17 protein-coding genes are annotated in these 23655 nt (G+C 65.1%); 10 read left to right on the top strand and 7 right to left on the bottom strand.

The features are described from left to right. Nucleotides 1–22: 22 nt before the first annotated feature. A complete protein-coding gene (gene hutH / locus VGL01_RS25755; protein WP_331574466.1) occupies nt 23–1552 on the bottom strand; it encodes a histidine ammonia-lyase in 1530 nt (509 codons plus the stop codon). A gap of 545 nt (nt 1553–2097) precedes the next feature. Between hutH and VGL01_RS25760 the strand changes: the two genes are divergently transcribed. After that, a complete protein-coding gene (locus VGL01_RS25760) occupies nt 2098–2304 on the top strand; it encodes a hypothetical protein (RefSeq protein WP_331574468.1) in 207 nt (68 codons plus the stop codon). 15 nt (nt 2305–2319) lie between these two features. Here the strand turns inward: VGL01_RS25760 and VGL01_RS25765 are convergent, their stop codons facing one another. Further along, nucleotides 2320–3108 (bottom strand): 4'-phosphopantetheinyl transferase family protein, encoded by a 789-nt coding sequence (locus tag VGL01_RS25765; protein WP_331574470.1) that lies wholly within the window; start codon nt 3106–3108, stop codon nt 2320–2322. 145 nt (nt 3109–3253) lie between these two features. Here VGL01_RS25765 and VGL01_RS25770 point away from each other — a divergent pair, with 145 nt between their 5' ends. After that, nucleotides 3254–3958: an ABC transporter ATP-binding protein gene (locus VGL01_RS25770; RefSeq protein WP_331574472.1), complete on the top strand. Its 705-nt coding sequence runs from the start codon at nt 3254–3256 to the stop codon at nt 3956–3958. Nucleotides 3959–4045: 87 nt separating this feature from the next. Here VGL01_RS25770 and VGL01_RS25775 read toward each other — a convergent pair whose 3' ends face one another. After that, complete coding sequence (locus VGL01_RS25775; protein ID WP_331574507.1) at nt 4046–4759, bottom strand: autoinducer binding domain-containing protein; 714 nt, start codon at nt 4757–4759, stop codon at nt 4046–4048. Between the two features lie 668 nt (nt 4760–5427). Here VGL01_RS25775 and VGL01_RS25780 point away from each other — a divergent pair. The 6 genes from VGL01_RS25780 to VGL01_RS25805 all read left to right on the top strand — a co-directional run bounded on the left by VGL01_RS25780 (nt 5428) and on the right by VGL01_RS25805 (nt 17696). Further along, complete coding sequence (locus tag VGL01_RS25780; protein WP_331574474.1) at nt 5428–8559, top strand: transglycosylase domain-containing protein; 3132 nt, start codon at nt 5428–5430, stop codon at nt 8557–8559. A 149-nt stretch (nt 8560–8708) separates the two neighbouring features. Next, nucleotides 8709–10835, top strand: a complete 2127-nt coding sequence (locus VGL01_RS25785) for a 3-hydroxyacyl-CoA dehydrogenase NAD-binding domain-containing protein (protein WP_331574476.1) — start codon at nt 8709–8711, stop codon at nt 10833–10835. A 429-nt stretch (nt 10836–11264) separates the two neighbouring features. Further along, nucleotides 11265–12353 (top strand): 3-deoxy-7-phosphoheptulonate synthase, encoded by a 1089-nt coding sequence (locus VGL01_RS25790; protein WP_331574478.1) that lies wholly within the window; start codon nt 11265–11267, stop codon nt 12351–12353. Nucleotides 12354–12506: 153 nt separating this feature from the next. After that, nucleotides 12507–15305, top strand: a complete 2799-nt coding sequence (locus VGL01_RS25795; protein WP_414720357.1) for an AMP-binding protein — start codon at nt 12507–12509, stop codon at nt 15303–15305. 11 nt (nt 15306–15316) lie between these two features. Further along, nucleotides 15317–16183 carry an alpha/beta hydrolase gene (locus VGL01_RS25800; protein ID WP_331574480.1) on the top strand — a complete coding sequence of 289 codons (867 nt, stop codon included), beginning with the start codon at nt 15317–15319 and terminating at the stop codon, nt 16181–16183. Between the two features lie 100 nt (nt 16184–16283). Beyond that, nucleotides 16284–17696, top strand: a complete 1413-nt coding sequence (locus tag VGL01_RS25805) for a DHA2 family efflux MFS transporter permease subunit (protein ID WP_331574482.1) — start codon at nt 16284–16286, stop codon at nt 17694–17696. Nucleotides 17697–17719: 23 nt separating this feature from the next. Here VGL01_RS25805 and VGL01_RS25810 read toward each other — a convergent pair whose 3' ends face one another. After that, nucleotides 17720–18568 carry a helix-turn-helix transcriptional regulator gene (locus VGL01_RS25810; RefSeq protein WP_331574484.1) on the bottom strand — a complete coding sequence of 283 codons (849 nt, stop codon included), beginning with the start codon at nt 18566–18568 and terminating at the stop codon, nt 17720–17722. A gap of 164 nt (nt 18569–18732) precedes the next feature. Between VGL01_RS25810 and VGL01_RS25815 the strand changes: the two genes are divergently transcribed. Beyond that, nucleotides 18733–19101, top strand: a complete 369-nt coding sequence (locus VGL01_RS25815) for a nuclear transport factor 2 family protein (protein WP_331574486.1) — start codon at nt 18733–18735, stop codon at nt 19099–19101. Nucleotides 19102–19175: 74 nt separating this feature from the next. Here the strand turns inward: VGL01_RS25815 and VGL01_RS25820 are convergent, their stop codons facing one another. After that, nucleotides 19176–19664 carry an Lrp/AsnC ligand binding domain-containing protein gene (locus VGL01_RS25820; RefSeq protein WP_173258793.1) on the bottom strand — a complete coding sequence of 163 codons (489 nt, stop codon included), beginning with the start codon at nt 19662–19664 and terminating at the stop codon, nt 19176–19178. 97 nt (nt 19665–19761) lie between these two features. On the opposite strand from VGL01_RS25820, the gene VGL01_RS25825 reads away from it, so the two are divergent. After that, nucleotides 19762–21048 carry a D-amino acid dehydrogenase gene (locus tag VGL01_RS25825; RefSeq protein WP_331574488.1) on the top strand — a complete coding sequence of 429 codons (1287 nt, stop codon included), beginning with the start codon at nt 19762–19764 and terminating at the stop codon, nt 21046–21048. 66 nt (nt 21049–21114) lie between these two features. On the opposite strand, the gene VGL01_RS25830 is transcribed toward VGL01_RS25825, so the two are convergent. After that, nucleotides 21115–22905 (bottom strand): acyl-CoA dehydrogenase, encoded by a 1791-nt coding sequence (locus VGL01_RS25830; RefSeq protein ID WP_331574490.1) that lies wholly within the window; start codon nt 22903–22905, stop codon nt 21115–21117. Nucleotides 22906–23195: 290 nt separating this feature from the next. After that, nucleotides 23196–23655, bottom strand: a 460-nt coding sequence (locus VGL01_RS25835; protein WP_331574492.1) for an electron transfer flavoprotein subunit alpha/FixB family protein, incomplete at its 5' end; no start/stop codon positions are given.

Consider the following 23655-nt stretch of genomic DNA (forward strand, 5'->3'; position numbering starts at 1 on the left):
TGTCGCGCATTGCCGCCCTGCCTCAGGCCGCAGGCGCTTCGGACGCGAATGCCAACGGGCTCGCCGCGGCAATCGCGCCGTCGCGCACGAGCTTCGCGATGGCCGCGATATCGGGTGCGAAGTAGCGATCGAGCTCGTAATGCGGAACTGCCGAACGCACGATGCCCATGACGCGCTCGAGCGCGGCGCTCGTGCGATTCGGCGCGCGAAGATCCACACCCTGGGCCGCCGCGAGCAGTTCGATGGCAAGGATGTTCGCCGTGTTCTCCGCGATATCGCCGAGCTTGCGAGCCGCGAACGTGGCCATCGACACGTGATCCTCCTGATTCGCCGATGTCGGCAGCGAATCGACCGACGCCGGATGCGCGAGCGTCTTGTTCTCCGACGCCAGCGCGGCCGCGCTCACGTGCGCGATCATGAAACCCGAGTTCACACCGCCATCCTTGACGAGAAACGGTGGCAGGCCCGAGAGCGTCGCATCGATGAGCAGCGCGATGCGACGCTCGGCGAGTGCGCCGATTTCGGCGACCGCGAGCGCCAGGTTGTCCGCGGCAAATGCGACCGGTTCGGCGTGGAAATTGCCGCCCGAGAGGACTTCGCGCGTATCGGGAAACACGAGCGGGTTATCGGAAACGGCGTTCGCTTCGATGAGCAGTACTTCGGCCGCATGGCGCATCTGATCGAGACACGCACCCATGACCTGCGGCTGGCAGCGCAGGCTGTAAGGGTCTTGCACCTTGCCGCAATCGCGATGCGAGAGATTGATGCCGGAGCCGTCGAGCAGCGCGCGATAAGCGGCCGCCGCGTCGATCTGCCCGCGGTGACCGCGCAGCGCGTGGATCCGTGCGTCGAACGGCTTGACGGAACCGGCTGCCGCGTCGACCGACAGCGCGCCCGAGACGAGTGCCGTGCGAAAAAGATCCTCGATGGCGAAGAGGTTATAGAGCGCCAGCGCCGTGGACGCTTGCGTGCCGTTGAGCAGCGCGAGCCCTTCTTTCGCTTGAAGCGTGAGCGGAGCGAGCCCGGCCATCGCGAGACCTGCGGCCGCGCTCATGCGCTCGCCGCGCACATGCGCTTCCCCGATACCGAGCAGAACAGCCGATAGATGCGCGAGCGGAGCGAGATCGCCCGAAGCGCCCACCGAGCCCTTGATCGGAATGACCGGCAAGACATCGGCATTGAAGAGCGCGACGAGCGCATCCATGACTTCCCGGCGGATGCCTGAGTGTCCGCGCCCCAGGCTCGACAGCTTCAGCGCGATCAGCAGGCGCACGACGGGCGCCGACATCGGTTCGCCGATACCGACCGCGTGCGACAACACGAGATTGCGCTGCAGCAGTTCGAGCTGGTCGTGAGGAATATGCGTGCTGGCGAGACGACCGAAGCCGGTATTGATGCCATAGGCGGGTGCACCTTCCGCCGCAATGTCGGCAACAGCCTGCGCCCCTCTATCGATGGCGGCATGGCTGGCCGGATCGAGCCTCAGCGTGACCGGCTCGCGGGCGATGCGGCGAAGCTGGGCGAGGTTCAGTTGGCCGGGCGTAAGCATCATGGTGTGGAAATCCTGTCTCGTCTGTCGATGAGGTGGCAGTCTAGCCTCACGATCTTGTATATACAACTCGTTTTTACATGCCTACGGTCAGGGATTTCCAGGATGGCGAAACATCAGCCGAACCGCGCCGCGAGGTCCAGCACTCGCCGCTTGTCGGCGGAATCATGCTGAACGCGTAAAATAGGGCTGATTCAGTACCAGGTAATCGATGCACGCTCGCGCCGCGCCCATGTTGTCTATACAGCTAGCAATGCCCGTATGTGGAGGCGATCGGCCGACGCCGCGGCCATCCGGCTGCCGCTGGCCCCCTCGATGTGCCGTGGCAACGCGCGTCGCACATGTCGCATGTGCCGCTTCGGGGCATCGCGCACCTTCGCGGAGCCTCATTTGCCGCGAGCGTAATCGTTCTCGCGACGGGTACGGGCTGTGCTTCACCTCCGGCAGAAGCGCGCGACCGATCGAGCCCCGACCGCCCGTGCGACACGCTCGCCGATACGGTGATTCGGCAAACCACTCCGGCAGACGAGCGCAACCAGACGGAAGCCATGACCAAAACGCAAGCGACACAAGGACAGGGACAGATGGACCTCATCGAATTGGCTCGAGAGTCCGGCATGGCCGTGACGCTCGACGCAAGAATCGGTCAGCAAGAGTATGTGAGCGTCAGCGGCTCCCTTGCCGCGCTCGCACGCTTTGCCGACGCGGTGCGCAAAGAACCGGGCTCCGATGAATCGGGCAACGGCAACGGCTGACGCAATGCGCGCCGCTCACCCGTGCGCGGGCACTCGCGCCGCGCGCGACCACGCCACGCACGCGGCGTAGCCGGCGGGCGCGGGGCACCATAACGCCTCGTAGCCGGCCACGCCGCTGTCATCGGACATCTGCGGACCGACGGCGTGCACGCGCGGAGCGTGGCCGGTCCCGCGTTCGCCGCCGAGCACCTCGAATCCGGCGATGCCGCCCGCCAGCGAAATCCCGGCCCCGAGTGCTTTCACGAGCGCCTCCTTGGCGGTCCACGCGTCGTAAAACGCGTCCCGCTGCAAACCCTCGGCCAACGATTCGAGATGCGCGATTTCGCGTGGAGCGAGGACGCTTTTCGCCACGGCGCGCCAATCGAACCGTTCGCGTCGTGCCTCGATATCGATGCCCACGCGCCGCGTGCTCGATAGCGCGATCAGCGCATAGGCACCGGAATGCGACACGTTGAAATCGAGCAGGCCGTCCGTACGCCATCCGTCGAAAATACCGGCCAGCCGCGGCCGGCCGGCATCGTCGCGCAAAAAGCGCAGGTCGCCCGCGGGCAACCCCAGTCTTGCCGCAACGGTCTCACGCAACGCGGCACGGGCGGCGGCATGGCGCATCGCGTCCTCCCGGCGCAGGAATCGGGCTGCGCGCGCACGCTCGGCGTCGTCGAGCACCGACAATTGCGGTGCGTCCAGCGGCGCCGACAGATCGATCTCGACGAGCCGCACCTCCACCCCGGCCCGGCTCGCGGCCGGCACATCGATCGCCGATATTTCATAAGCGCGGCGGCGCTCTGTTGGCAGACTGTTCATGCGTGAAATTTACGTATCGGCGCGCGTGCGGAACACATGCCCCAATTTCTAGTAGTTGCCCCGGCGGGGCACCGCGGGTCAAATCGTCGGCGTCGCACGCACGCTGCCCATTCTCGGATGCTGCGCGCTCACCTGGAGAGAACGATTGACCTGCCCGCCGCTGCTGCATATCGAAGCACTGACCGCCGGCCACGGCAAGCTCGACGTGCTCGACGACGTCTCGTTGAGCGTCGCGCCCGGCACCACCGCCTGCGTGCTCGGACCGGCCGGCGCCGGCAAGACCACGCTGCTGATGACGGTCGCCGGCTTGCTGCGCGGCAAGAGCGGTTCGATCCGCTTCGCGGGCGAGGAGATCCGGCGCAAGCGGGCCAATGAAATCGTCGCGCGCGGCATTGCCTATGTTCCGCACAACCGGCTGCTCTGCCGCAATCTGTCGGTGCGCGACAACCTGCTGGCCGGTGTCTGGCGCGAGCCGGACCGCCCGCGCGTCGAAGCCGATGCTACGCAGCTGTTTGCGCGCTTTCCTCGCCTCAAGGCACTCGAGACGCACCGCGTGAGCTCGCTTTCGAGCGGCGAGCAGCAACTGCTCGGCATTGCCCGCGCGCTGATGTTGCGCCCGACACTGCTGCTGGTCGACGAACCGATCGCGGGATTGCCGCCCGAAATCGTCGACGATATTCTCGAGCTCGTCGAGCAGTTGAACCGCCAGGGTATCAGCGTGCTGATGGCCGAAAAACGCGACAATGCCCACAAAGTGCTGCGCGCGGCCAGATACGCGTATCTGCTCGAGCAAGGCCGCATCGCGTTCGCGGGCGAAGCAAAGACGCTGCGTGCCCGCGCCGTCGCATAGCACGACGCGCCGCCCGCCCGGCGCACGATCGAGTCCCAGTCCGATGAATTTCCCGTACCGGCCATCTCGCTCAAACGGTTCCGCGCGTCAGTGAAGCAATCCAAGCATCGCGGCCCGCACCACGGCCGCGGTCTTGTTGGCGCTCTTGAGCTTCGTGACCGCATTCTTGACGTGGAAGTTGACGGTATCGACCGAGATGACGAGGATCTTCGAAATCTCGCCCGATGTCTTGCCGTCGGCCGCCCACTTCAGCACTTCGATTTCACGCTCCGTCAGACCGCGTTCAGGGTCGTCCATCAGCGCCGGCATGAGTACGCGCTTGAGAGCGAAATGCGCCGCGTTCACGAGCCAGCGCATGCGCGTTTCCTTTTCCGCGAGTTCGTTCGCGGTGATCGGCTCGCCGGAGCGCGCGAGCGTCAGCATGCCGCCCACGCCGCAACTATCGAACGCGGCCTTGGCCCACCCTACGCGCAAACCCGCTGCACGCGCTTCCTGCCATAGCTGAGGCGCCGTGGCGAAGAGCGCGTCGCTCCAGATCACAGGCAACGCCGAGCGGCGGGCATGAAGTACGGTTGGATCGATTTCGATGTAACGCGCCTCGTCATAGCGCTTTTGCCACCACGCGGGATAGTTGTTGACGAGACGCGTTTTCGGCTTCGACAGCGGCCACGGCGCACGCAGCCCGTAGGCGCAATACTCGAAGCCCAGACTTTTCGCGGCGGTTTCGATCTTGCGGAAGACCTCGTCACCGGAATGCGCATCGTCGAGGTCGTTCAACAACTGTTCGGCCCAGCTCGTCATCATTGCCTCCTCGTCATTGCGCGCCGAGCGCGCAACGGTATGCGCGATATCGCGCGGGCGCCACGCGGGCGGCCGGCATATCGCCATCCCGGCGCGCCCCCTCCGCTCACGGCGTGGACCGACGAGCGGCTCTCGAACGAGGTACGCGCCAAAGGCTTTTTTATTCAGCGTTGCATGGATTTCCCGATGGCACGCGCTGCGCAAAACTCAGCGCGTCCAACTGAGGGCCGTATGCTACTCCACAGTTCGTAAATGGATGAGATCAGACCGTTCGGTCTGATCTCGCTCGAACGAGGGCTTCCCCCACCAATTAAGCGATGAAACCGGTTCGGCCTCGCCGTCGGGAAGGTTTCACCTTCATGTCTCGAAAATTTGAATGAGTCTTCGGGATGGCCTGCCGCCCCGCGCCGCGAAGCGATCGGCGAGCGATCCGCGACGTTTCCGTTGCGAGCCGACAACGGATGCGCAACCCCGTAAAAATGCGGGCTCAACCCTTGCTGAAGTTGTGCCGTAATACTGGCGCAGGTCCGACGAATGGTGCGCCTCACGGCCACCAAGTGGAAATCAGTGCGAAACACCACACCTGGTGCGCAGACGTTGACGCATGATTACACTAGTACCCGTGACTGCGCTTGAAACACGTTTGCGTGGCACCTGAGGAGCCAATAATGAACCGCCCGCTCGCCCGTATGCCGCTGCGCGCCATCGCCACGATGTCCGTAGGCGCACGGTTAAAGTGGCTTCTCGGTCTCGTCATCGCCGCCATGCTCGGGGTACTCGCGTATTTTGTCTCTGCCGAGATGCAAAGCTCGCGCCTTCAGGCGCGCTATCTCGCGCGGCTCGACCGCGATGTCTCGTTCGGCGTCGGCCCGGGGCCCAGCAACAGCATCCGCTTTCCTACGCACGGCGGCCCCTACGACGTCCGGCTCGGTTATGCCCAACTGCCCGATTTCGAAAAGCGTCTCGTTGCGCGCGGCTACCAGGTCACGCGGCAGGCCCGCGATTCGTCGACGATGACGTCGATTGCGGACCGCGGCCTCTTTCTGCCTTACCGCGAGAAAGATCAAGGCGGCCTGCAGTTGTTCGATACGCAAGGCGAGCCGCTCTTCAGCGCCCGCTATCCCGCCCTCGTCTACGGAAACTTCGAATCGATCCCGCCGCTCATCGTGAGCGCGCTGACGTTCATCGAGGATCGCTATCTGCTCGATGCGAGCCAGCCGTATCGCAATCCGGCCATCGATTGGGGCCGTTTCTCGCGCGCGTTGAGCGATCAGGCGCTGCGTCTCCTGAACCGGCATCAGGCAACGCCGGGCGGCAGCACGCTTGCCACGCAAACCGAAAAGTTTCGCCATTCGCCGGGTGGGCGCACCGCCACGCCGCCCGAGAAGCTGCGTCAGATCGCGTCGGCATCGGTGCGCGCCTATATGGGCGGCGAAAAAACGATGCCTGCGCGCCGCTCGATCGTCGTCCACTACCTCAACACCGTGCCGCTCGCGGCACAGCCGGGCACCGGCGAAGTCGAAGGACTCGGCGATGGCCTGGCCGCCTGGTATGGCCGCGATTTCGACGAGGTCAACCGTCTGCTCACGCAAGCCAGCATGCGCAACAGCAACAACGAAGCGACGGGCCAGACGCTCTCCGACGAAGCGCTCGCATTCAAGCAGGCGCTCTCGTTGCTCATCGCGCAGCGCGCGCCCTCGTACTTTCTCGTGCGCAATCCCGTCGCGCTCGATCATCTGACCGACAGCTACGTGCGCGTGCTGGCCGCCAACGGCGTCATCTCGAGTTCGCTGCGCGATGCGGCGCTGGCCGAACGGCTCGAGCTGCACCGCGCCGCGCCGCCGCAACCCGCCACGTCCTATGTCGCGCGCAAGGCCGTCACGCTTTTACGTGCGCAACTGATGGGGATGCTGGGCGTATCGAATGTGTACGATCTCAACCGCCTCGACCTGACGGCCCAATCGACGCTCGACAAGCACGTGCAAGCCGAGGTCAGCGACCGGCTGGCGCGCGCGAGCACCGTGGACGGCGCCAAGGCGGCCGGCTTGTACGGCTTCGAAATGCTGCGCCCGGGCGACGACCCGTCGAAGATCGCGTTCAGCTTCACGCTTTTCGAGCGGCGCGGCGGAGAAAACCTGCTGCGCGTGCAGACCGACAGCGTGAATCAGCCGTTCGACATCAACCACGGCGCTCGGTTGAACCTGGGCTCGACGGCGAAACTGCGCACGATCATCACTTACCTGCAGATCGTCGAGACGCTGCACCAGCGCTATGGTGCTCTTTCGAACGCCGAGCTCAAACGCGTTCAGCCCGATCCGTCCGACGCACTCTCGCGCTGGGCCGTCGATTACCTCTCGCACACGACCGACCGCTCGCTGTCGTCGATGTTGCAAGCCGCTGTGGACCGCAAATACTCGGCTAGCTCCGGCGAGCTCTTCGCGACGGGCGGCGGCATGCAAGCCTTCACGAACTTCGACAAATCGGACAACGGGCGCATCCTGACCGTCCACGATGCGTTCCAGCATTCGGTCAACCTCGTCTTCGTGCGCTTGATGCGCGATATCGTCCGCTACGAAATGGTCGAGGCTGCCGGCCCATCGCAGCGCTGGCTCGACGATCCGCAGTTGCGTCAGACCTACTTGACGCGTTTCGCCGATCAGGAGAGCCTCGTCTACCTGCATCGCTTCTACACCAAATACCAAGGGAAGACGCCCGACGAGGCACTCGATACGCTCGTTGCCGGCCTGCGCAGCAAAGCGCCGCCCAAGGTGGCCACGGCGCTGCGCAGCGTCGCGCCGCAAGCGCCGCTGCCCTGGTTCGACGCGCGCATGCGCACCGCGCTCAAGGGCACGGTGAACGCACATATCTCCGACGACGATCTGGCAAGCCTCTATGCCAAATATGGTCCGGACAAGTTCAACCTCAACGATCGCGGCTACATCGCGCGCGTGCATCCGGTCGAACTCTGGATGCTCGGCTATCTGCGCGCCCACCCCAACGCGTCCGAGCGCGAATTGCGCAGCGCGAGCCAGGACGTGCGGCTCACTTCGTACGCATGGCTTTTCAAAACGCGTCATCGCGGGGCTCAGGACCGCCGCATCCGGCACATGGTGGAGTTGGAAGCCTATGCGCGCATTACGAAGGCCTGGCGCGCGCTCGGCTATCCGTTCGAAACGGTCACGCCGTCCTATGCGGCAGCCGTCGGCGCGTCGGGCGACCGGCCTGATGCGCTGGCGCAGTTGATCGGCATCGTGGCCAACGACGGACGGATGCTGCCGCCACACAGTATCGGTTCGCTCAAGTTCGCGGCGGGTACACCCTACGAAACCGAATTCGAGCACGTGCCGGCCGCGAAAGACGCGACCGTCTCGCCCGAGATCACCGATGTCGTGCATGGGCTGCTGCGCGATGTCGTGCGAGGCGGCACCGGCGCCCGGCTCGCGGCCGGCCTGCCGTTGCCCGACGGACGCACGCTCGACGTCTATGGCAAGACCGGTACCGGCGATCAGCGCTTCGAGGTCTATGCGCCCGGCGCGCGGCTCATCGAATCGCGCAAGGTCAATCGGACCGCCACGTTCGTTTTCGTCATCGACAACCGGTTCTTCGGCACGCTGACCGCCTTCGCGCACGAGCCGTACGCCGCACGCTATTCCTACACGAGCGCGATGGCCGTCCAACTGCTCAAATCGCTCGGCCCGGCGCTCGCTCCGCTCGTCGGTCCGGCATCCGGGGCGCACGGCGCGGGGCGGCTCGCCGAATCGCCGAATTCGGGCTCGGTTGCCGCCGCATCGGCCTCCTAGCAGGCTGTTGAGCCGGCCCGCACTGCGTCCTTCGTCTCGTACGATGAATTCGCGCGGGCGGCGCGAGCATGGGGCAGCGCCGATCGAGCGTGAGATCGGGGTAAAAGATGGGCATACAATCGCCATCTGACCATCCACCTCACGCATCCATGAGCCCATCGAACACCCTCCGCGCCGTCACCTGGTCGCTGTCCGGCAACATCCTCGTCGTCACCATCGATCACCCCCCGGTCAATGCACTCAGCGCCGACGTTCGGCGCGGGCTCGTCGATTCGCTCGATGCCGCCGAGCGAGATCCCGCCGTCGCGGCCGTGCTGATCGTCGGTGCAGGCAGGAATTTCATCGCGGGGGCCGACATCCGCGAGTTCGGCAAGCCACCGCAGCCACCGGCACTGCCCGATGTGTGCGAGCGCATCGAAGCCGCGTCGAAACCGGTCGTCGCCGCGCTTCACGGCGCGACGCTCGGCGGTGGGCTCGAAATCGCGCTGGCGGCACATTATCGGGTCGCCCTCGCCTCAGCCAAGCTCGGCCTGCCCGAGGTGAAGCTCGGACTCATGCCCGGCGCAGGCGGCACGCAACGCACGCCGCGCCTGATCGGCGTGGCCGCCGCGCTCGATCTGATGCTGTCGGGCCGCCATGCGAATGCCGAGGAAGCGCTTGCACTGGGGCTCGTCAACCAACTCGGCAAGGGTGAGGACGTGCTCGAGGCGGGGCTCGCCTACGCGCGCGAGCTCGTCGCGCGCCACGCACCGCCGCGGCGAACCCGCGACGCTCGCGCGTTCGAAGCCGATCCGGCTGCGGCGCGCACGGCGATCGATGAGGCGCGTCGGCATACCGCGACGCGCTCGCGCGGCCTTTTTTCGCCCGGCAAGATCGTCGACGCCGTGCAAGCCGCGCTCGAACTGCCTTTTGACGAAGGCCTCGCATACGAACGCCGCGCGTTTCTCGAGTGTCTCGACAGCCCGCAGCGCGCAGGGCTCGTCCATGCGTTCTTCGCCGAGCGCGAAGCCGCGAAAGCCCCGGAGACGAAGGCGGCCTCGCCACGCCCGATCGCCTCGACCGGTGTCGTGGGCGGCGGCACGATGGGTGCCGGCATCGCCGTTGCGATCCTCGAAGCCGGCCTCCCCGTCGTCATGATCGAACGTGACGACGAGGCACTCGCTCGCGGGCGCGCTTATGTCGAGCGCGTCTACGACGGCCTCGTCGCGAAGGGCAGGCTCTCGCGCGCCGGCAAAGAGCAGGCACTCGCCCGCTTTACCGGCAGCACGGACTACGCGGCGCTTTCCACGGTGGATCTGATCGTCGAAGCCGTGTTCGAAGACATGGCCGTGAAGAAGACCGTCTTCGCCGAACTGGACCGCGTTGCCCGGCCGCAGGCAGTACTTGCCACCAACACCTCGTATCTGGATATCGACGAAATCGCGGCCGTCACCTCGCGGCCCGCGGACGTCATCGGTCTGCATTTCTTTTCGCCCGCCCATGTGATGAAGTTGCTCGAGATCGTCGTGCCGGCGCGCGTGGCGACCGATGTCGTTTCGACCGCCTTCGAGTTCGCCCGGCGGCTCGGCAAAACACCGGTGCGCGCCGGTGTGTGCGACGGCTTCATCGGCAACCGCCTGCTCGCGGTCTACCGGACGGCGGCCGATTACCTGATGGAAGATGGCGCGTCCCCCTACCAGATCGATCGCGCGATGCGCGAGTTCGGCTATCCGATGGGGCCGTACCAGGTCGTCGATCTGGCAGGCGGCGACATCGGCTGGGCCGCGCGCAAACGCCGCGCCCCGACGCGCGACGCGCGCATGCGCTATGTCGAGATCGCCGACCGGCTCTGCGAGCGCGGATGGTTCGGACAGAAGACGGGCCGCGGTTTTTATCGCTACGAACCGGGCGCGCGCACGGGCAGCCCCGATCCGGAAGTCGAAGCGATCATCGACGCCGAGCGGCAGCGCCATGGGATCGTCCCACGCCATTTCGACGACGAGGAAATCGTGCGGCGCCTCATGACCGCGGTCATCAACGAAGCGGCGAATATCGTGCGCGAAGGCATCGCGTTGCGGCCGCTCGACGTCGATGTCGCGCTCGTGCACGGCTATGGTTTTCCGCGCCACCGCGGTGGACCGATGATGTATGCGGACACGATCGGTCTTGCGCACGTGCTGGCGGATCTGCGCCGTTACGAGGAGGAGGATGCGTTCTTTTGGCAGCCCTCGCCGCTCATCGTCGAACTGGTCGAGCGCGGCGCTTCATTTTCGAGCTTGAACGGCGCGGCACGATAGCGCCCCGGCGGCCCGCTTGCGTGCTCCGAGGCACGCAAGCGATCGCGGTAGCGACGCCGTGACGTCGCTCATGCATTTGACGGGTCATGCCGCGAACATTCGTAAATCCGAAAATCCAATCGACCCACGACCTACTCCTTTCAATACGAATATCTGAAACTCACCCATAATCCACCTCAAATCAAATCCCAAATTTCCTCACTTTTATGTAACTACAGCATTTTCGCTATTTGCTTTACCATCTCATCGATTTAAAAATACTTGTCGCCCAGATCTTAATCCGCATATACTGCGCGTCACGCATTTTCAGCCGCACAATCAATCCACCGTGGTGACGTTTTCCCCGGTTCTGCAGCGGTATGACGACGGATACCTCACCGAGCTCGCCGCCACACGAGCTCGTATCCGCAGTTTCATCGGAGCACAAGCATGCTGACGCGACAACAGACTTCGCACGTTTGCGATACCAATCTATTTAGTCCCGCATATTTGATTCACCACTTTCCACCACCGAGCGAAACGCAGCGCTTTATCGAACGATCGCGCACGGAAATCTCGGAGATATTGAGCGGCGCATCTGACAAACTACTGATTATCGTCGGACCTTGCTCGATTCACGACACGGATGCCGCGATTCAGTACGCCAATCGACTCGCACGCATTCGAGCGGAACTGAGCGACGACCTTCATATCGCAATGCGCGTGTACTTCGAAAAACCAAGAACCTGCCTTGGCTGGAAAGGCTTCATCAACGATCCGGACCTTGACGAGACATACGACGTCGACGGAGGCTTGAGACGCGCCCGGCAGCTTTTGCTCGAGATTTGCTCGCTACATGTTTCCGTGGCCACGGAGTTCCTCGATACGGTCGGTTACCAGTACATCAGCGATCTCGTCAGTTGGGGGGCTGTCGGCGCACGCACGACCGAGTCCCAGGTGCATCGCGAGATGGCCTCGGGGCTGCCCTGCCCCATCGGCTTCAAGAACGCCACGAACGGCGACGTGAAGCCGGCCATCGACGCCATCCGGGCCTCCCGGCAACCGCATCGCTTCGTGGCGGTAACGGCCGAGGGCGCTTATGTCAGACGCGCGACGCAGGGCAACGTCCATGGGCACCTCGTCCTGCGCGGCGGCCGTGTGCCGAATTATGACGCGCATGGCGTAGCCTCAGCGTGCGAACAGCTCGCAGCGCATGGGTTGCCCGCTCGTGTCGTCGTAGATGCGAGCCACGGCAACAGCGGCAAGCAGCATCGAAACCAGCTCGCAGTCTGCGACTCGCTCGGCTCGCGAATCTCGCTCGGCGATACGCACGTGGCCGGCATCATGATCGAATCGAACCTCGTAGCCGGTAACCAACCGATCGGCCCGCTCGCGCAGTTGATGTACGGACAAAGCATTACCGACGCATGCATCGGCTGGGACGACACGGCATCGCTGCTCGGCCGTCTCGCAAACGACGTCCGAGCACGCCGCAGGCTCTATACACCCGTCGAACCGCCGGCTGCGCTCGCGGGCTGAGCACCGCGGCGCGGTGCCCGCGCGCCGCCCGTTGTTTCGTCCTTCCACGTAGCATCTATTTAATTAGTAGTCCTTAATTTGACACGCGAGTTTTTACACAGCGATTTTTGCGTCGTCCCAGCACACCCACTCAAGCCATCCCGAGGAACTATCATGCTGACCACCGTCGTCGAGCAACCGGTCGCGCCACCGTCTCGCCCACACCGCATGCAATCGATGAGCGCTGCCGATCTGCTTTGGCGCGCTGCCTACCTGCATCCCGATTCGGGTCTTTCGTTTCTGTCCGGCGCCGACGACGAAGGCGCGTTCATGACCTACCCGGCGCTGCTCGACGAAGCGCGCCGGATCGCGTCGGCACTGCGGCTTCTCGGACGGCGGCCCGGCGACAAGGTGGTGTTGCTGCTGGAACTCGCGCGCGATTTCATCCCGGCATTCTGGGGTTGTGTGCTGGCGGGCTGCGTGCCTTGTCCCGTCGCGCCGATCCGCAACGACCCGCCTCGCTGGGACAAAACGATCGCGCACTTGCGCGCGCTGCTCGACGATCCGCTCGTCGTGACGACACAGGCGCTCGAGTCCACGCTTGCCCGCGGCACACCGACCGCCTCGCTGCGCTCGCTACGCGATGCACCGCAGGGGACCCACGCGGCGCCGGTCTATGAGGCGTCGCCCGAAGATCCCGCCGTCTTCGTGCTGACCTCGGGTTCCACGGGCAACTCGAAGGCTGTCGTCCTCACGCACGCGAATCTGCTTGCCTCGATGGCCGGCAAGAACGAACGGCAGCGCCTGGACGCGTCGGACGTCGCGCTCAACTGGATTTCCTTCGATCATGTGGCCGCGTTGCTGGAGGCGCACCTGCTGCCGCTTTACGCGGGCGCCCGGCAAGTCCACGTCGATTCGGCCGCGATTCTCGCCGATCCCCTCTCGTTTTTGCGCCTCATCGATCGGCACCGGGTGTCGATGACGTTCGCGCCCAACTTCCTGTTCGGCCAGATCAACGCGGCAATCAGGCAACGCGTGCCCGATCGCGCGTTCGATCTGTCGTGCCTCCGGCACATCGTTTCGGGGGGCGAGGCGGTCGTCGTGGAAACCGGCCGGCGGTTTCTCGAACTGCTCGCGCCCTACGGCCTCACTCAGCGTGCGCTTTGGCCTGCGTTCGGTATGAGCGAGACCTGCGCGGGATCGATCTACTCGCGCGTCTTTCCCGAGGACGATGTGGCACGCGAGTTCGCCGCGCTCGGCACGCCCGTGATCGGACTCGAAATGCGCATCGCCGACGACGAGGCCAACGTGCTGCCCAACGGTGAGCTCGGCGAGCTGCAACTGCGCGGCCCCATGGTATTCCAGCGCTACTACCGCAACGAGGAAGCGACGCGTGCGGCATTCACCGATGACGGATGGTTTCGCACGGGCGATCTCGGAAGAATCGAGGACGGCAAGCTGAGCCTCGTGGGACGCAGCAAGGACAGCATCATCGTGAGCGGCGCGAACTACTTCAGTCACGAACTGGAGACGGCGATCGATCAGCTCGACGGCATCGAACGTTCGTTCGTCGCCGCGTTTCCGACGCGCCCGAAGGGAGCCGACACCGAATCGCTCGTCATCGCCTACGCCACGACGATCGATCCAGCCGACGAAGCGCGCCGCCATCAGCTCAGTGTCGCCGTGCGCAATACGACGATCCTGCTGTGGGGCTTTCGGCCATCGTTGATCCTGCCGCTGCCGAAGACAGCCTTTCCGAAGACGAGCCTCGGAAAAATCCAGCGCGCGACGATGAGAAAGCGTCTCGAAGCCGGCGAATATGCTGCCGAGCTCGCCGCCGCGGGTGAGATCGCGCGGCGCCAGACGGGCGAGCACGTACCGCCTGACGGCCCGATCGAAACCGCCATTGCCGGCGTTTTCGCGGATATGTTCGGCCTCCCCTTGGACGCCATCAGCGCCACCGCGAGCTTCTTCGACCTCGGCGGAACCTCGCTCGACATTCTCACGCTGCAGCAGCGGCTTCATGTCATGCTCGAGCGCACCGAACCGGTTTCGCTCGTGACGATCTTGCAGAATCCGAGCGTGCGCGCGCTGGCCTCGCACCTCGAGCCGACCCGTCGCCGAACCCACGAATACGATCCGATCGTGCCGCTGCAGACAACGGGTAGCAAAACGCCGCTCTTTTGCATTCACCCCGGTGTCGGCGAAGTGCTCGTTTTCGTGAACCTGGCGAACTACTTCGTCAACGACCGCCCGTTCTATGCGCTTCGCGCGCGCGGCTTCAACGAGGGAGAGACGCCGTTTCGCTCGCTCGACGAACTCGTCGAGACCTACGTTGCCGCGATCCGCCGGCGCCAGCCGCACGGCCCCTATGCGATCGCCGGCTACTCATACGGCGGCGCCGTCGTACTGCCCGTCGCCCAGCGGCTGGAAGCGCTCGGCGAGCGCGTTGCGTTCATCGGCAGCATCGATGCACCGCCGCTCATCAAACATCCTCGCGGCAAGGTCGATGCGGTGGAGAGCGCGGTCATGCTCGCATTCTTCCTCTCGCTCATCGATCGCAAGCAGATGGAGCGGCTACCCGATTCGCTGCGCGCGACGCTCGGCCCGAACGAAGACCCCTGCGAGTCCATCTATGCACTGGCACCGAAGTCGCGGCTCATGGAACTCGGGCTCGATCTGCCGCACTTCAAGGCCTGGTCGGCACTCGCGCTGGGGCTGTCCGACATCGGTCATGCGCACCGGCCGTCCGGCACCGTCGAAGCGGTCAGCATCTTTTACGCCGACCCGCTCTGGGGCACGAAAGCCGACTATCTCGAGCAGGAGCTCAAGCGCTGGGACGCGTTCACGCGCGGGACGAACCGCTATATCGAGGTTGGCGGCGAGCATCACACGATGCTCGATGTCCGGCACGTCGCCGCCTTCCAGGCCACCCTGCGCGCCGAGATCGATCGCGCCATGCAAGGCCGTTGAGGAGGATGGGGATGAGCACGAAGGTCCGGCAAATCGATTTGGACGGCACACCGTTGCACTATGTCGACGAAGGGCACGGCTCGCCCATCGTCTTCGTTCATGGCTACGTCTCGGACGAGCGCGTCTGGCGCAACCAGCACGCCGCCTTTGCGCGATCGCACCGCTACATCGGGGTGACACAGCGCTACTTCGGTCTCGCGCCGTGGCCCGACTCCGGCGAGCGGTTTTCGCTCGATACGCACGTCGAGGATCTCGCCGCGCTCATTCGAGCGCTCGGGGCGGGTCCCGTCGACGTCGTCGGCTGGTCGTACGGCGCCTCGCTCTCGCTCGAGCTCGCCGCGCGTCACCCCGAGTGCGTCCGCTCGCTGTTCGCGTACGAGCCAGCCAATCTGGTATGGCTCAGCGATCGCGTCGCGCAGGAGACCGCCGCCAAAGACAGGGGCGAGATGGTCGGACCGGCGCTCGCCGCGCTCGCGCGAGGCGACACGGCCGATGCGGTTCGACAAATATTCGATCATGCCCACGGCCGGCCCGGGCTCTTCGACACCTTGCCCTCCGACATGCGCCGCTGTTTTCTCGACAACGCGCGCACGGTTGCACTGCTGTTCGGCACGAAACCGTTGCCGGGCATCGATGCGTCCGCGTTGGGCTCGCTGACGATGCCGATCGCGATTGCCCACGGCGCGCTGACGAGACCGTTCTACCGGATCGTGGCCGAAGGTATCGCGGCACGCATCGCAAGCGCCCGGCTCGTCGTGCTGCCGAACGGCATGCACGCCGCGCCCGTGCTTGACGCGGCGCAGTTCAACGCCACGGTCGCGGAGTTCCTGCACACGGCGCAAGCCGATGGCGCCGCACGCATGCCGGCGAGCGCTTAGACACCGCCTTCGACGCTCGCTTCATCGTCGCACGACGTGCGCCGAGCCCCGACGTCCTCATCGATCGATATACAGCCACCCCCTTAATGACCAGGACTGCATGATGAACCCTCCGACCGATCAGCAATCGATGCAAAAGTGGGTACTCGCCCTGACGTCCGTCGCCGCGTTGATGGCGATGCTCGACGCGATGGTCGTCGCCACCGCGATCAACGCGATCCGAGCCGATCTCGGCGCCTCGCTCGATGCGTTGCAATGGACCGTCAACGCCTACAACCTCAGCATCGCCACGGTACTGCTCACCGGCGCGGCACTGGGCGACCGCTTCGGACGCCGACGCATGTTCGTGTTCGGTGTAGCGCTGTTCGCCGTATCGTCGGCGGCTTGCGCACTCGCAAAAAGCGTCGCCTGGCTCATCGCCGCCCGTATTGCACAGGGCGCCGGTGCAGCGTTCATCATGCCGCTGGCGATGGCCATCCTCACCGCCGCCTATCCGCCCGAGCGGCGCGGCAAAGCGCTCGGGCTCTTCAGCGGCATCACCGGGCTCGCGCTCATCGTGGGGCCCGTGCTCGGCGGAGCCATCGCGGGCAAGCTGTCGTGGCAATGGATCTTCTGGATCAACGTCCCGATCGCCCTCGTCATCGTGCCGCTTGCGTGGCGTCGTATCCCCGAGAGCTTCGGCCCGGCTGTCGCCGTCGATGTGCCGGGCATGGTGCTGGCCGCGCTCGCCGCGCTCGGCATCGTCTGGGGCCTCATTCGCGGCAGTGTTGCAGGCTGGAGCAGCGCCGAAGTCGTCGCCGCACTCGGGGGCGGCGCGGCGCTCGCGGTAGCATTCGTCGCGCGCGAGCATGCCGCCGCGCAGCCGATGATGCCGATGCGTATGTTCGGCTCGCGCGCATTCTCCGCGAGCATCGCCGCCAGCTTTCTCTTCTACGCCGCCATGTACGGCGTGGTGTTCTTCCTGCCGCAGTTCTTCCAGGTCGCCCAAGGGTGCGATCCGCTCGGCGCGGGTCTGCGCCTTTTGCCATGGACGGCCACGCTGTTCGTCGTCGCACCGGTCGCGGGCGGGCTCGTCGACAAGATCGGCGAACGCGCGCTCATGATCGTGGGACTTGCGTTGCAAACGCTGGGATTCGCCTGGGTCGCGTACAACGCAACGCCCGATGTGTCGTACCTCCACCTTGCCGTCGCGCTGACGCTCGCCGGCGCCGGCGTGTCCATGGCCGGTCCCGCGGCGCAAAAGGCCGCGGTGGGCGCGGTGAGCCTCAAGGAGATCGGCAAGGCCTCGGGCATCTTCAATATGTTCCGGATTCTGGGAGGCGCAGCCGGCATCGCGCTGGCCGTTGTCGCGTTCTCGGTGGGCGGGCGTTACGCGTCACCTCAGGCGTTCGCCTCCGGTTTCGGTGCCGCGATGAAGGTGTCGGCCATCCTCTCGGCCGCCGGCGTGCTCGCGGCGCTCGGCCAGCCGGCGCGCCGCGCGCTGTCCGCCGCGTCGGCCAAAGCCAAAGTATAGAAAGCCCGTGCCGGGCGAGCACGCTACGCCGTTCGTTCCCTCGCGTACGCGCGCAGCGCCTCGCCCGTTTGCTCGTCGCTCGGAAAAAACGCCTCGATGGCGAGTTCCGCGAGCGTGATGTCGACGGGCGTACCGAACACCGTCGTCGTGCTGAAGAACGACAACGTTCCGAGCGCCGTACGCAGGAGCAACGGCACGACGATATCCGAGGGCATCTCCGTGTCCCCTGGCACGTCCTCGGCGCCAGGCGGCGCGGGATAGGCCGCCAGTTCCTCGACGAGCGCTTCGAGCACCGCATCCCCGCTCGTCTGGGCCTGGCGCTCGACGCGCTGGAGCACATGCGCGCGCCAGGCAAACCAGTTGACGATACTGCTCGCGAGCCCTTCGGGATGCAGCGACAGACGCAACACATTGACGGGCGGCTCGAGGAGTCTCGGCGCAGCGCCCGCCACGAGCGGCGCGAGCGCGCCGTTTGCAGCGATCATCGTCCAATGCCGGTCGACGGCCAGTGCGGGAAACGGCTCGTGCGCGCGCAGCACGAGTTCCACCGCCTGGCGCGCAGCACTGAGTTGAGGATCGTCGAGCGGACGCTCGCGAAAAAGCGGAGCGTAGCCGGCCGCCACGAAGAGCGCATTGCGCGCCCTCAGTGGCACCTCGAGGCGCTCGGCCAGACGCAGGATCATCTCCCGGCTCGGCACGGCGCGGCCCGATTCCACGAAGCTCAAGTGCCGCGACGAAATCTGCGCTTCCGTAGCGAGCACGAGTTGGCTCATGCGGCGCCGCTGGCGCCATTCGCGCAGTAGATCGCCGACGCCGCGGCTCGTGCCGCGCGGCGCGGGAGGGCTTCGAAACGAAGTGGCAAGCGTATTCATGCGTCGATCATAACGAATCGGCGCGGCATTTCCATTACCTGCGACGTAATCGACCGGCCTCGCGGTTTCGACGATCCTTCGTTCTCGAGCGAGTCGCCATTCCCGAAGCGGCGACCGCGCCACCCGCGGCCTCGCGCCGCCATTGAACGTCCAAGGAGCCTGACATGAACGTACATACCCCGCTCGTCGCCCGCTACTTCGCCGCCTGGAACGAGACCGACGCCGTGCGCCGCCGCGCGCTCATCGCCGAAACCTATGCCGACGGCGCCGTCTATGTCGATCCTATGCTCGAAGGCAAGGGCCATGAAGGCATCGACACCATGATTGCGGCCGTGCATGAGCGATTCCCGGCCTTCGTCTTCCGCCTCAGCACCGACATCGACGGATTCGGCCCGTACGTGCGCTTCTCCTGGGAGCTGGTCGGCCCGGACGGCACGGTAGCGGCAAGGGGATCGGACTTTGCCGTCGTCGACGCAACGGGACGCTTCTCGAGCGTCACGGGCTTTCTCGACGCGGCAGCGCAACCGGCCTGAGCGACGTGCAGGCGAGCGCCGCGGCGAACCCCTCTGCCGCGGCGCCGAGACACACCGGGCGGCTCGCCTGAGCCTCAACCCGGGACCGGGATCGCGAGCGTCTCCTTGATTTCCTCCATGACGACATAGCTCTTCGACTGCACCGCGCCCGGCAGCTGCAAGAGGATGTCGCCGAGCAACTTGCGGTAATCGGCCATCTCGCCGATGCGCGCCTTGATGAGATAGTCGAACTCGCCCGACACCAGATGGCACTCGAGCACCTCGGGAATCTTGTGCACCTCGCGCCGAAACTGCTCGAACATGTTGCCGCTCTTGTGGCCCAGTGTGATTTCGACGAACACGAGCAGCGCCGCGCCGAGCTGAGCCGGATCGATACGCGCGTAGTAGCCCGTGATGACCCCGTCGCGCTCCATGCGCTTGACGCGCTCGATGCACGGCGTGACCGTCAGCCCCACGCGCTCGGCCAGGTCCTTCATCGCGATACGGCCGTCTTCCTGAAGGATGCGCAGGATATGGTGGTCGAGCTTGTCGAGCTTGCGGATCGGTTGGCGCTGCGTTCTCACTGTTTTCACCAAAAATATGAAAACTACAAAAACAAAAACTGCTTTCGTCGCAATAGTATAGCTCCAATAACTGGACCAAGCGTCTTTTGGAGTAGCTATGCGAGTCATCGTCTTGGGCAGCGGCGTGGTGGGCGTAACGAGCGCCTATTACCTGGCGCGCGCGGGCCATGAAGTCACCGTGGTCGACCGCGCCGCGGGTCCCGCGCTCGAAACGAGCTTTGCGAACGCGGGCCAGATTTCCCCCGGTTACGCAGCACCGTGGGCCGCGCCGGGCGTTCCGCTAAAAGCCGTCAAGTGGATGTTCCAAAAGCACGCCCCGCTCGCCATCCGCTTGGACGGCACGCAGTTCCAATTGAGCTGGATGTGGCAAATGTTGCGCAATTGCACGGCCGAGCGCTACGCGGTCAACAAGGGCCGCATGGTGCGCCTGGCGGAGTACAGCCGCGATTGCCTGCAAGCATTGCGCGCCGATACCGGTATCCAGTACGAAGGCCGCACGGGCGGCACGCTGCAACTCTTTCGCACGCAGCAGCAACTCGACGGTGCGCAGAAAGATATCGCGGTGCTGCGCGAGGCGCAGGTGCCTTACGAACTGCTCGCGCCGGACGAACTCTCGCGCGCGGAACCCGCACTCGCCGCCGTCTCGCACAAGTTGACGGGCGGGTTGCGTCTTCCGGGCGACGAAACGGGCGACTGCCAGCTGTTCACGACACGGCTGGCCGCGCTTGCCGAACAGCTCGGCGTGAAGTTCCGCTACAACACGCCCGTCGATGCACTCGAGATGGCGGGTGGCAGGATCGCCGGTGTCCGCTGCGGCAACGAAACACTGCGCGCCGACACCTACGTCGTCGCATTCGGTGCGTATTCGACGCAGTTCGTGGCCGACATCGTGAAGATTCCGGTTTATCCGCTCAAGGGCTATTCGATCACGGCACCCATCGTCAACCCCGCCGCGGCGCCTGTATCGACGGTGCTCGACGAAACGTACAAGATCGCGATCACGCGCTTCGACGATCGGATTCGAGTGGGCGGCATGGCGGAAATCGTCGGCTTCGATCAGAAACTGCGCAACGCACGCCGCGAGACGCTCGAGATGTGCGTCAACGACCTTTTCCCCGGCGGCGGTGATACGGCGCATGCGACGTTCTGGACGGGCTTGCGCCCGATGACCCCGGACGGCACGCCGATCGTCGGCCGCACGCCTGTCGCGAATCTGTTCCTCAATACCGGCCACGGCACGCTGGGCTGGACGATGTCGTGCGGCTCGGGCCAACTGCTTGCCGACCTCATCTCCGGCCGGCGCCCCGCCATCCAGGCGGACGACCTATCGGTGCATCGCTATCTGGGCGACATCGGCACGTCGCCCCGACCCGCTTACGCGTAACGGCTCACGCCACCCGAAGAGCCCAGGCAGCACAAACGGCGCCCCACACGGGCGCCGTTTGCATTTTCAGAACTGGTCTTCGGACAGTGCATAGATGCCCTCGCCGCCCTTGCCGGTGACGATGGCCGTTTCGAGCGCGGCGGCCCGAGGCAGGATTTGCTCGGCGAAAAAGCGCGCGGTTGCGATCTTTGCGCCATAAAACGGCGCGTCGCCGACCTCGTCGCGCGCCGCGACGAGCATGGCACGCGCCATATGCCAGCCTGCCAGCACGATGCCCGCGAGTTCCAGGTACAGCACACTGCCCGCGAACACGGCTTTTGGATCGGACTTCGCATTGGCGAGGACGAAATCGACGACCGTGTCGAACGAACGCACCGCCAGCGACAACTGCAAACGCATGGCCGCGAAAGCGGGCCCCTCGTGCGCCGAAAGCGCATCGAGTGTCGCGCGAATCTGCGCGGCGAACTTCTTTGCGACGGCGCCCCCATCGCGCAGCGTCTTGCGACCGACGAGGTCGTTCGCCTGGATCGCCGTGGTGCCTTCGTAGATGGTCAGAATGCGCGCGTCGCGATAGTACTGAGCCGCCCCCGTTTCCTCGATGAAACCCATGCCGCCATGCACTTGCACGCCGAGACTCGCGACCTCGATCGAAAGCTCGGTACTCCACCCCTTCACAATGGGCACGAGATACTCGTAGAGCGCCTGATGTTCGGCGCGCACGGCGGCATCGGCATGACGATGCGCAACATCGCAGTGCGCCGCCGCAACATACGCGAGGGCGCGCGCGCCTTCCGTCAACGCGCGCATGGTGGCCAGCATTCTGCGCACGTCGGGATGATGAATGATCGTGACGGGGTCTTTCGCGCTACCGTCGACCGGGCGGCTCTGCACGCGCTCCTTTGCGTAAGCCACCGCCTTTTGGTACGCACGGTCCGCGATGGCCACGCCTTGTATGCCGACGGCGAAACGCGCCGCATTCATCATGATGAACATGTATTCGAGACCGCGGTTCTCTTCGCCGACGAGGTAGCCGGTCGCGCCGCCATGGTCGCCGAACTGGAGCACGGTGGTCGGGCTCGCCTTGATGCCGAGCTTGTGCTCGATCGATACGCAGTGCACGTCGTTGCGCGCGCCGAGCTTGCCATCGTCGTCAATCTGGAACTTGGGCACGATGAAAAGCGAGATGCCTTTTACGCCCTCCGGCGCATCGGGCGTGCGCGCGAGCACGAGGTGGACGATGTTCTCGGCCATGTCGTGCTCGCCCCAGGTGATGAAAATCTTCGTGCCGAAGATTCGATAGGTACCGTCGCCTTGCGGCTCCGCGCGTGTGCGTACCAGTGCGAGATCGGAGCCGGCCTGCGGCTCCGTGAGGTTCATCGTCCCTGTCCACTCGCCTGAAAGCAGCTTGGGCACATAGCGCTGCTTCTGCTCGGCGCTACCGGCCGTGAGCAGCGCTTCGATCGCGCCGTCGGTCAGCAGCGGACAGAGCGCGAACGAAAGATTCGCGGCATTGAGCATCTCGACGCAGGGCGTCGCGATGAGCTTGGGCAAACCTTGCCCATCGTAGTCGACGGGATGCTGCACACCTTGCCAACCACCCTCGACGAACTGGCGGAACGCTTCCTTGAAACCGGGCGTCGCGGTGACGGCACCGTCCTTCCAGACGCTCGGATGGCGGTCGCCCTCGACATTCAGCGGAGCAAGCACTTGCTCGCACAGTTTCGCCGACTCGCCGAGCACGGCTTGCGCCGTTTCGAGTGTCGCGTCATCGCTGCCCGGCAACGCGGCAACCGTCTCGAGACCGGCCAGTTCCTTCATCGCGAATAGCATGTCCCTGATGGGCGCGGTATAGCTCATCGTGCTCCTCCTGAGTCGTTGCTCTGCATTGGGGCCCCAGTAACCGCTAAAGCGCTAACTGAGGGCCTTGCTCTGCATGGGACCGCAGTAAGGCGCTAAAGCGCCAACTGCGGTCGACAGCTCTGCATTGGGCCCCAGTAACCGCTAAAGCGCTAACTGGGGGCCTTGCTCTGCATTGGGCCCCAGTAAGCGCTAAAGCGCTAACTGGGGCCGTAAAAAAAAAAGGGGCGCGCCGCGCCCCTTCCCCTGTTGCCGTCAGGCGCCTAGTCGAACGGCGCGTCGTCGTTCGTTCAGCCGAGCTCCGCGACCAGCTCCGGCACGAGCGCGAACAGATCGCCGACGAGTCCATAATCGGCCACGCTGAAGATCGGCGCCTCAGGATCCTTGTTGATCGCGACGATCACCTTCGAATCCTTCATGCCGGCCAGATGCTGAATCGCACCCGAGATACCGACCGCAACGTACAGTTGCGGTGCGACGATCTTGCCCGTCTGGCCCACCTGGTAATCGTTGGGTACATAGCCCGCATCCACCGCGGCGCGCGAGGCGCCCAACGCCGCGCCGAGCTTGTCGGCCAGCGGCACGAGCACGCTCTGATAGTTCTCGCCGCTGCCCAGACCCCGGCCACCCGACACCACGATCTGCGCGCTCGTCAGCTCGGGACGGTCCAGCTTGGTCACCTCGCGGTTCACGAACTGCGAGATGCCGCGCTCCGCCGCCGCCTCGATCTTCTCGATTGCAGCGCTGCCG

The sequence above is a fragment of the Trinickia sp. genome (assembly GCF_036503415.1).
Taxonomy (GTDB): Bacteria; Pseudomonadota; Gammaproteobacteria; order Burkholderiales; family Burkholderiaceae; genus Trinickia.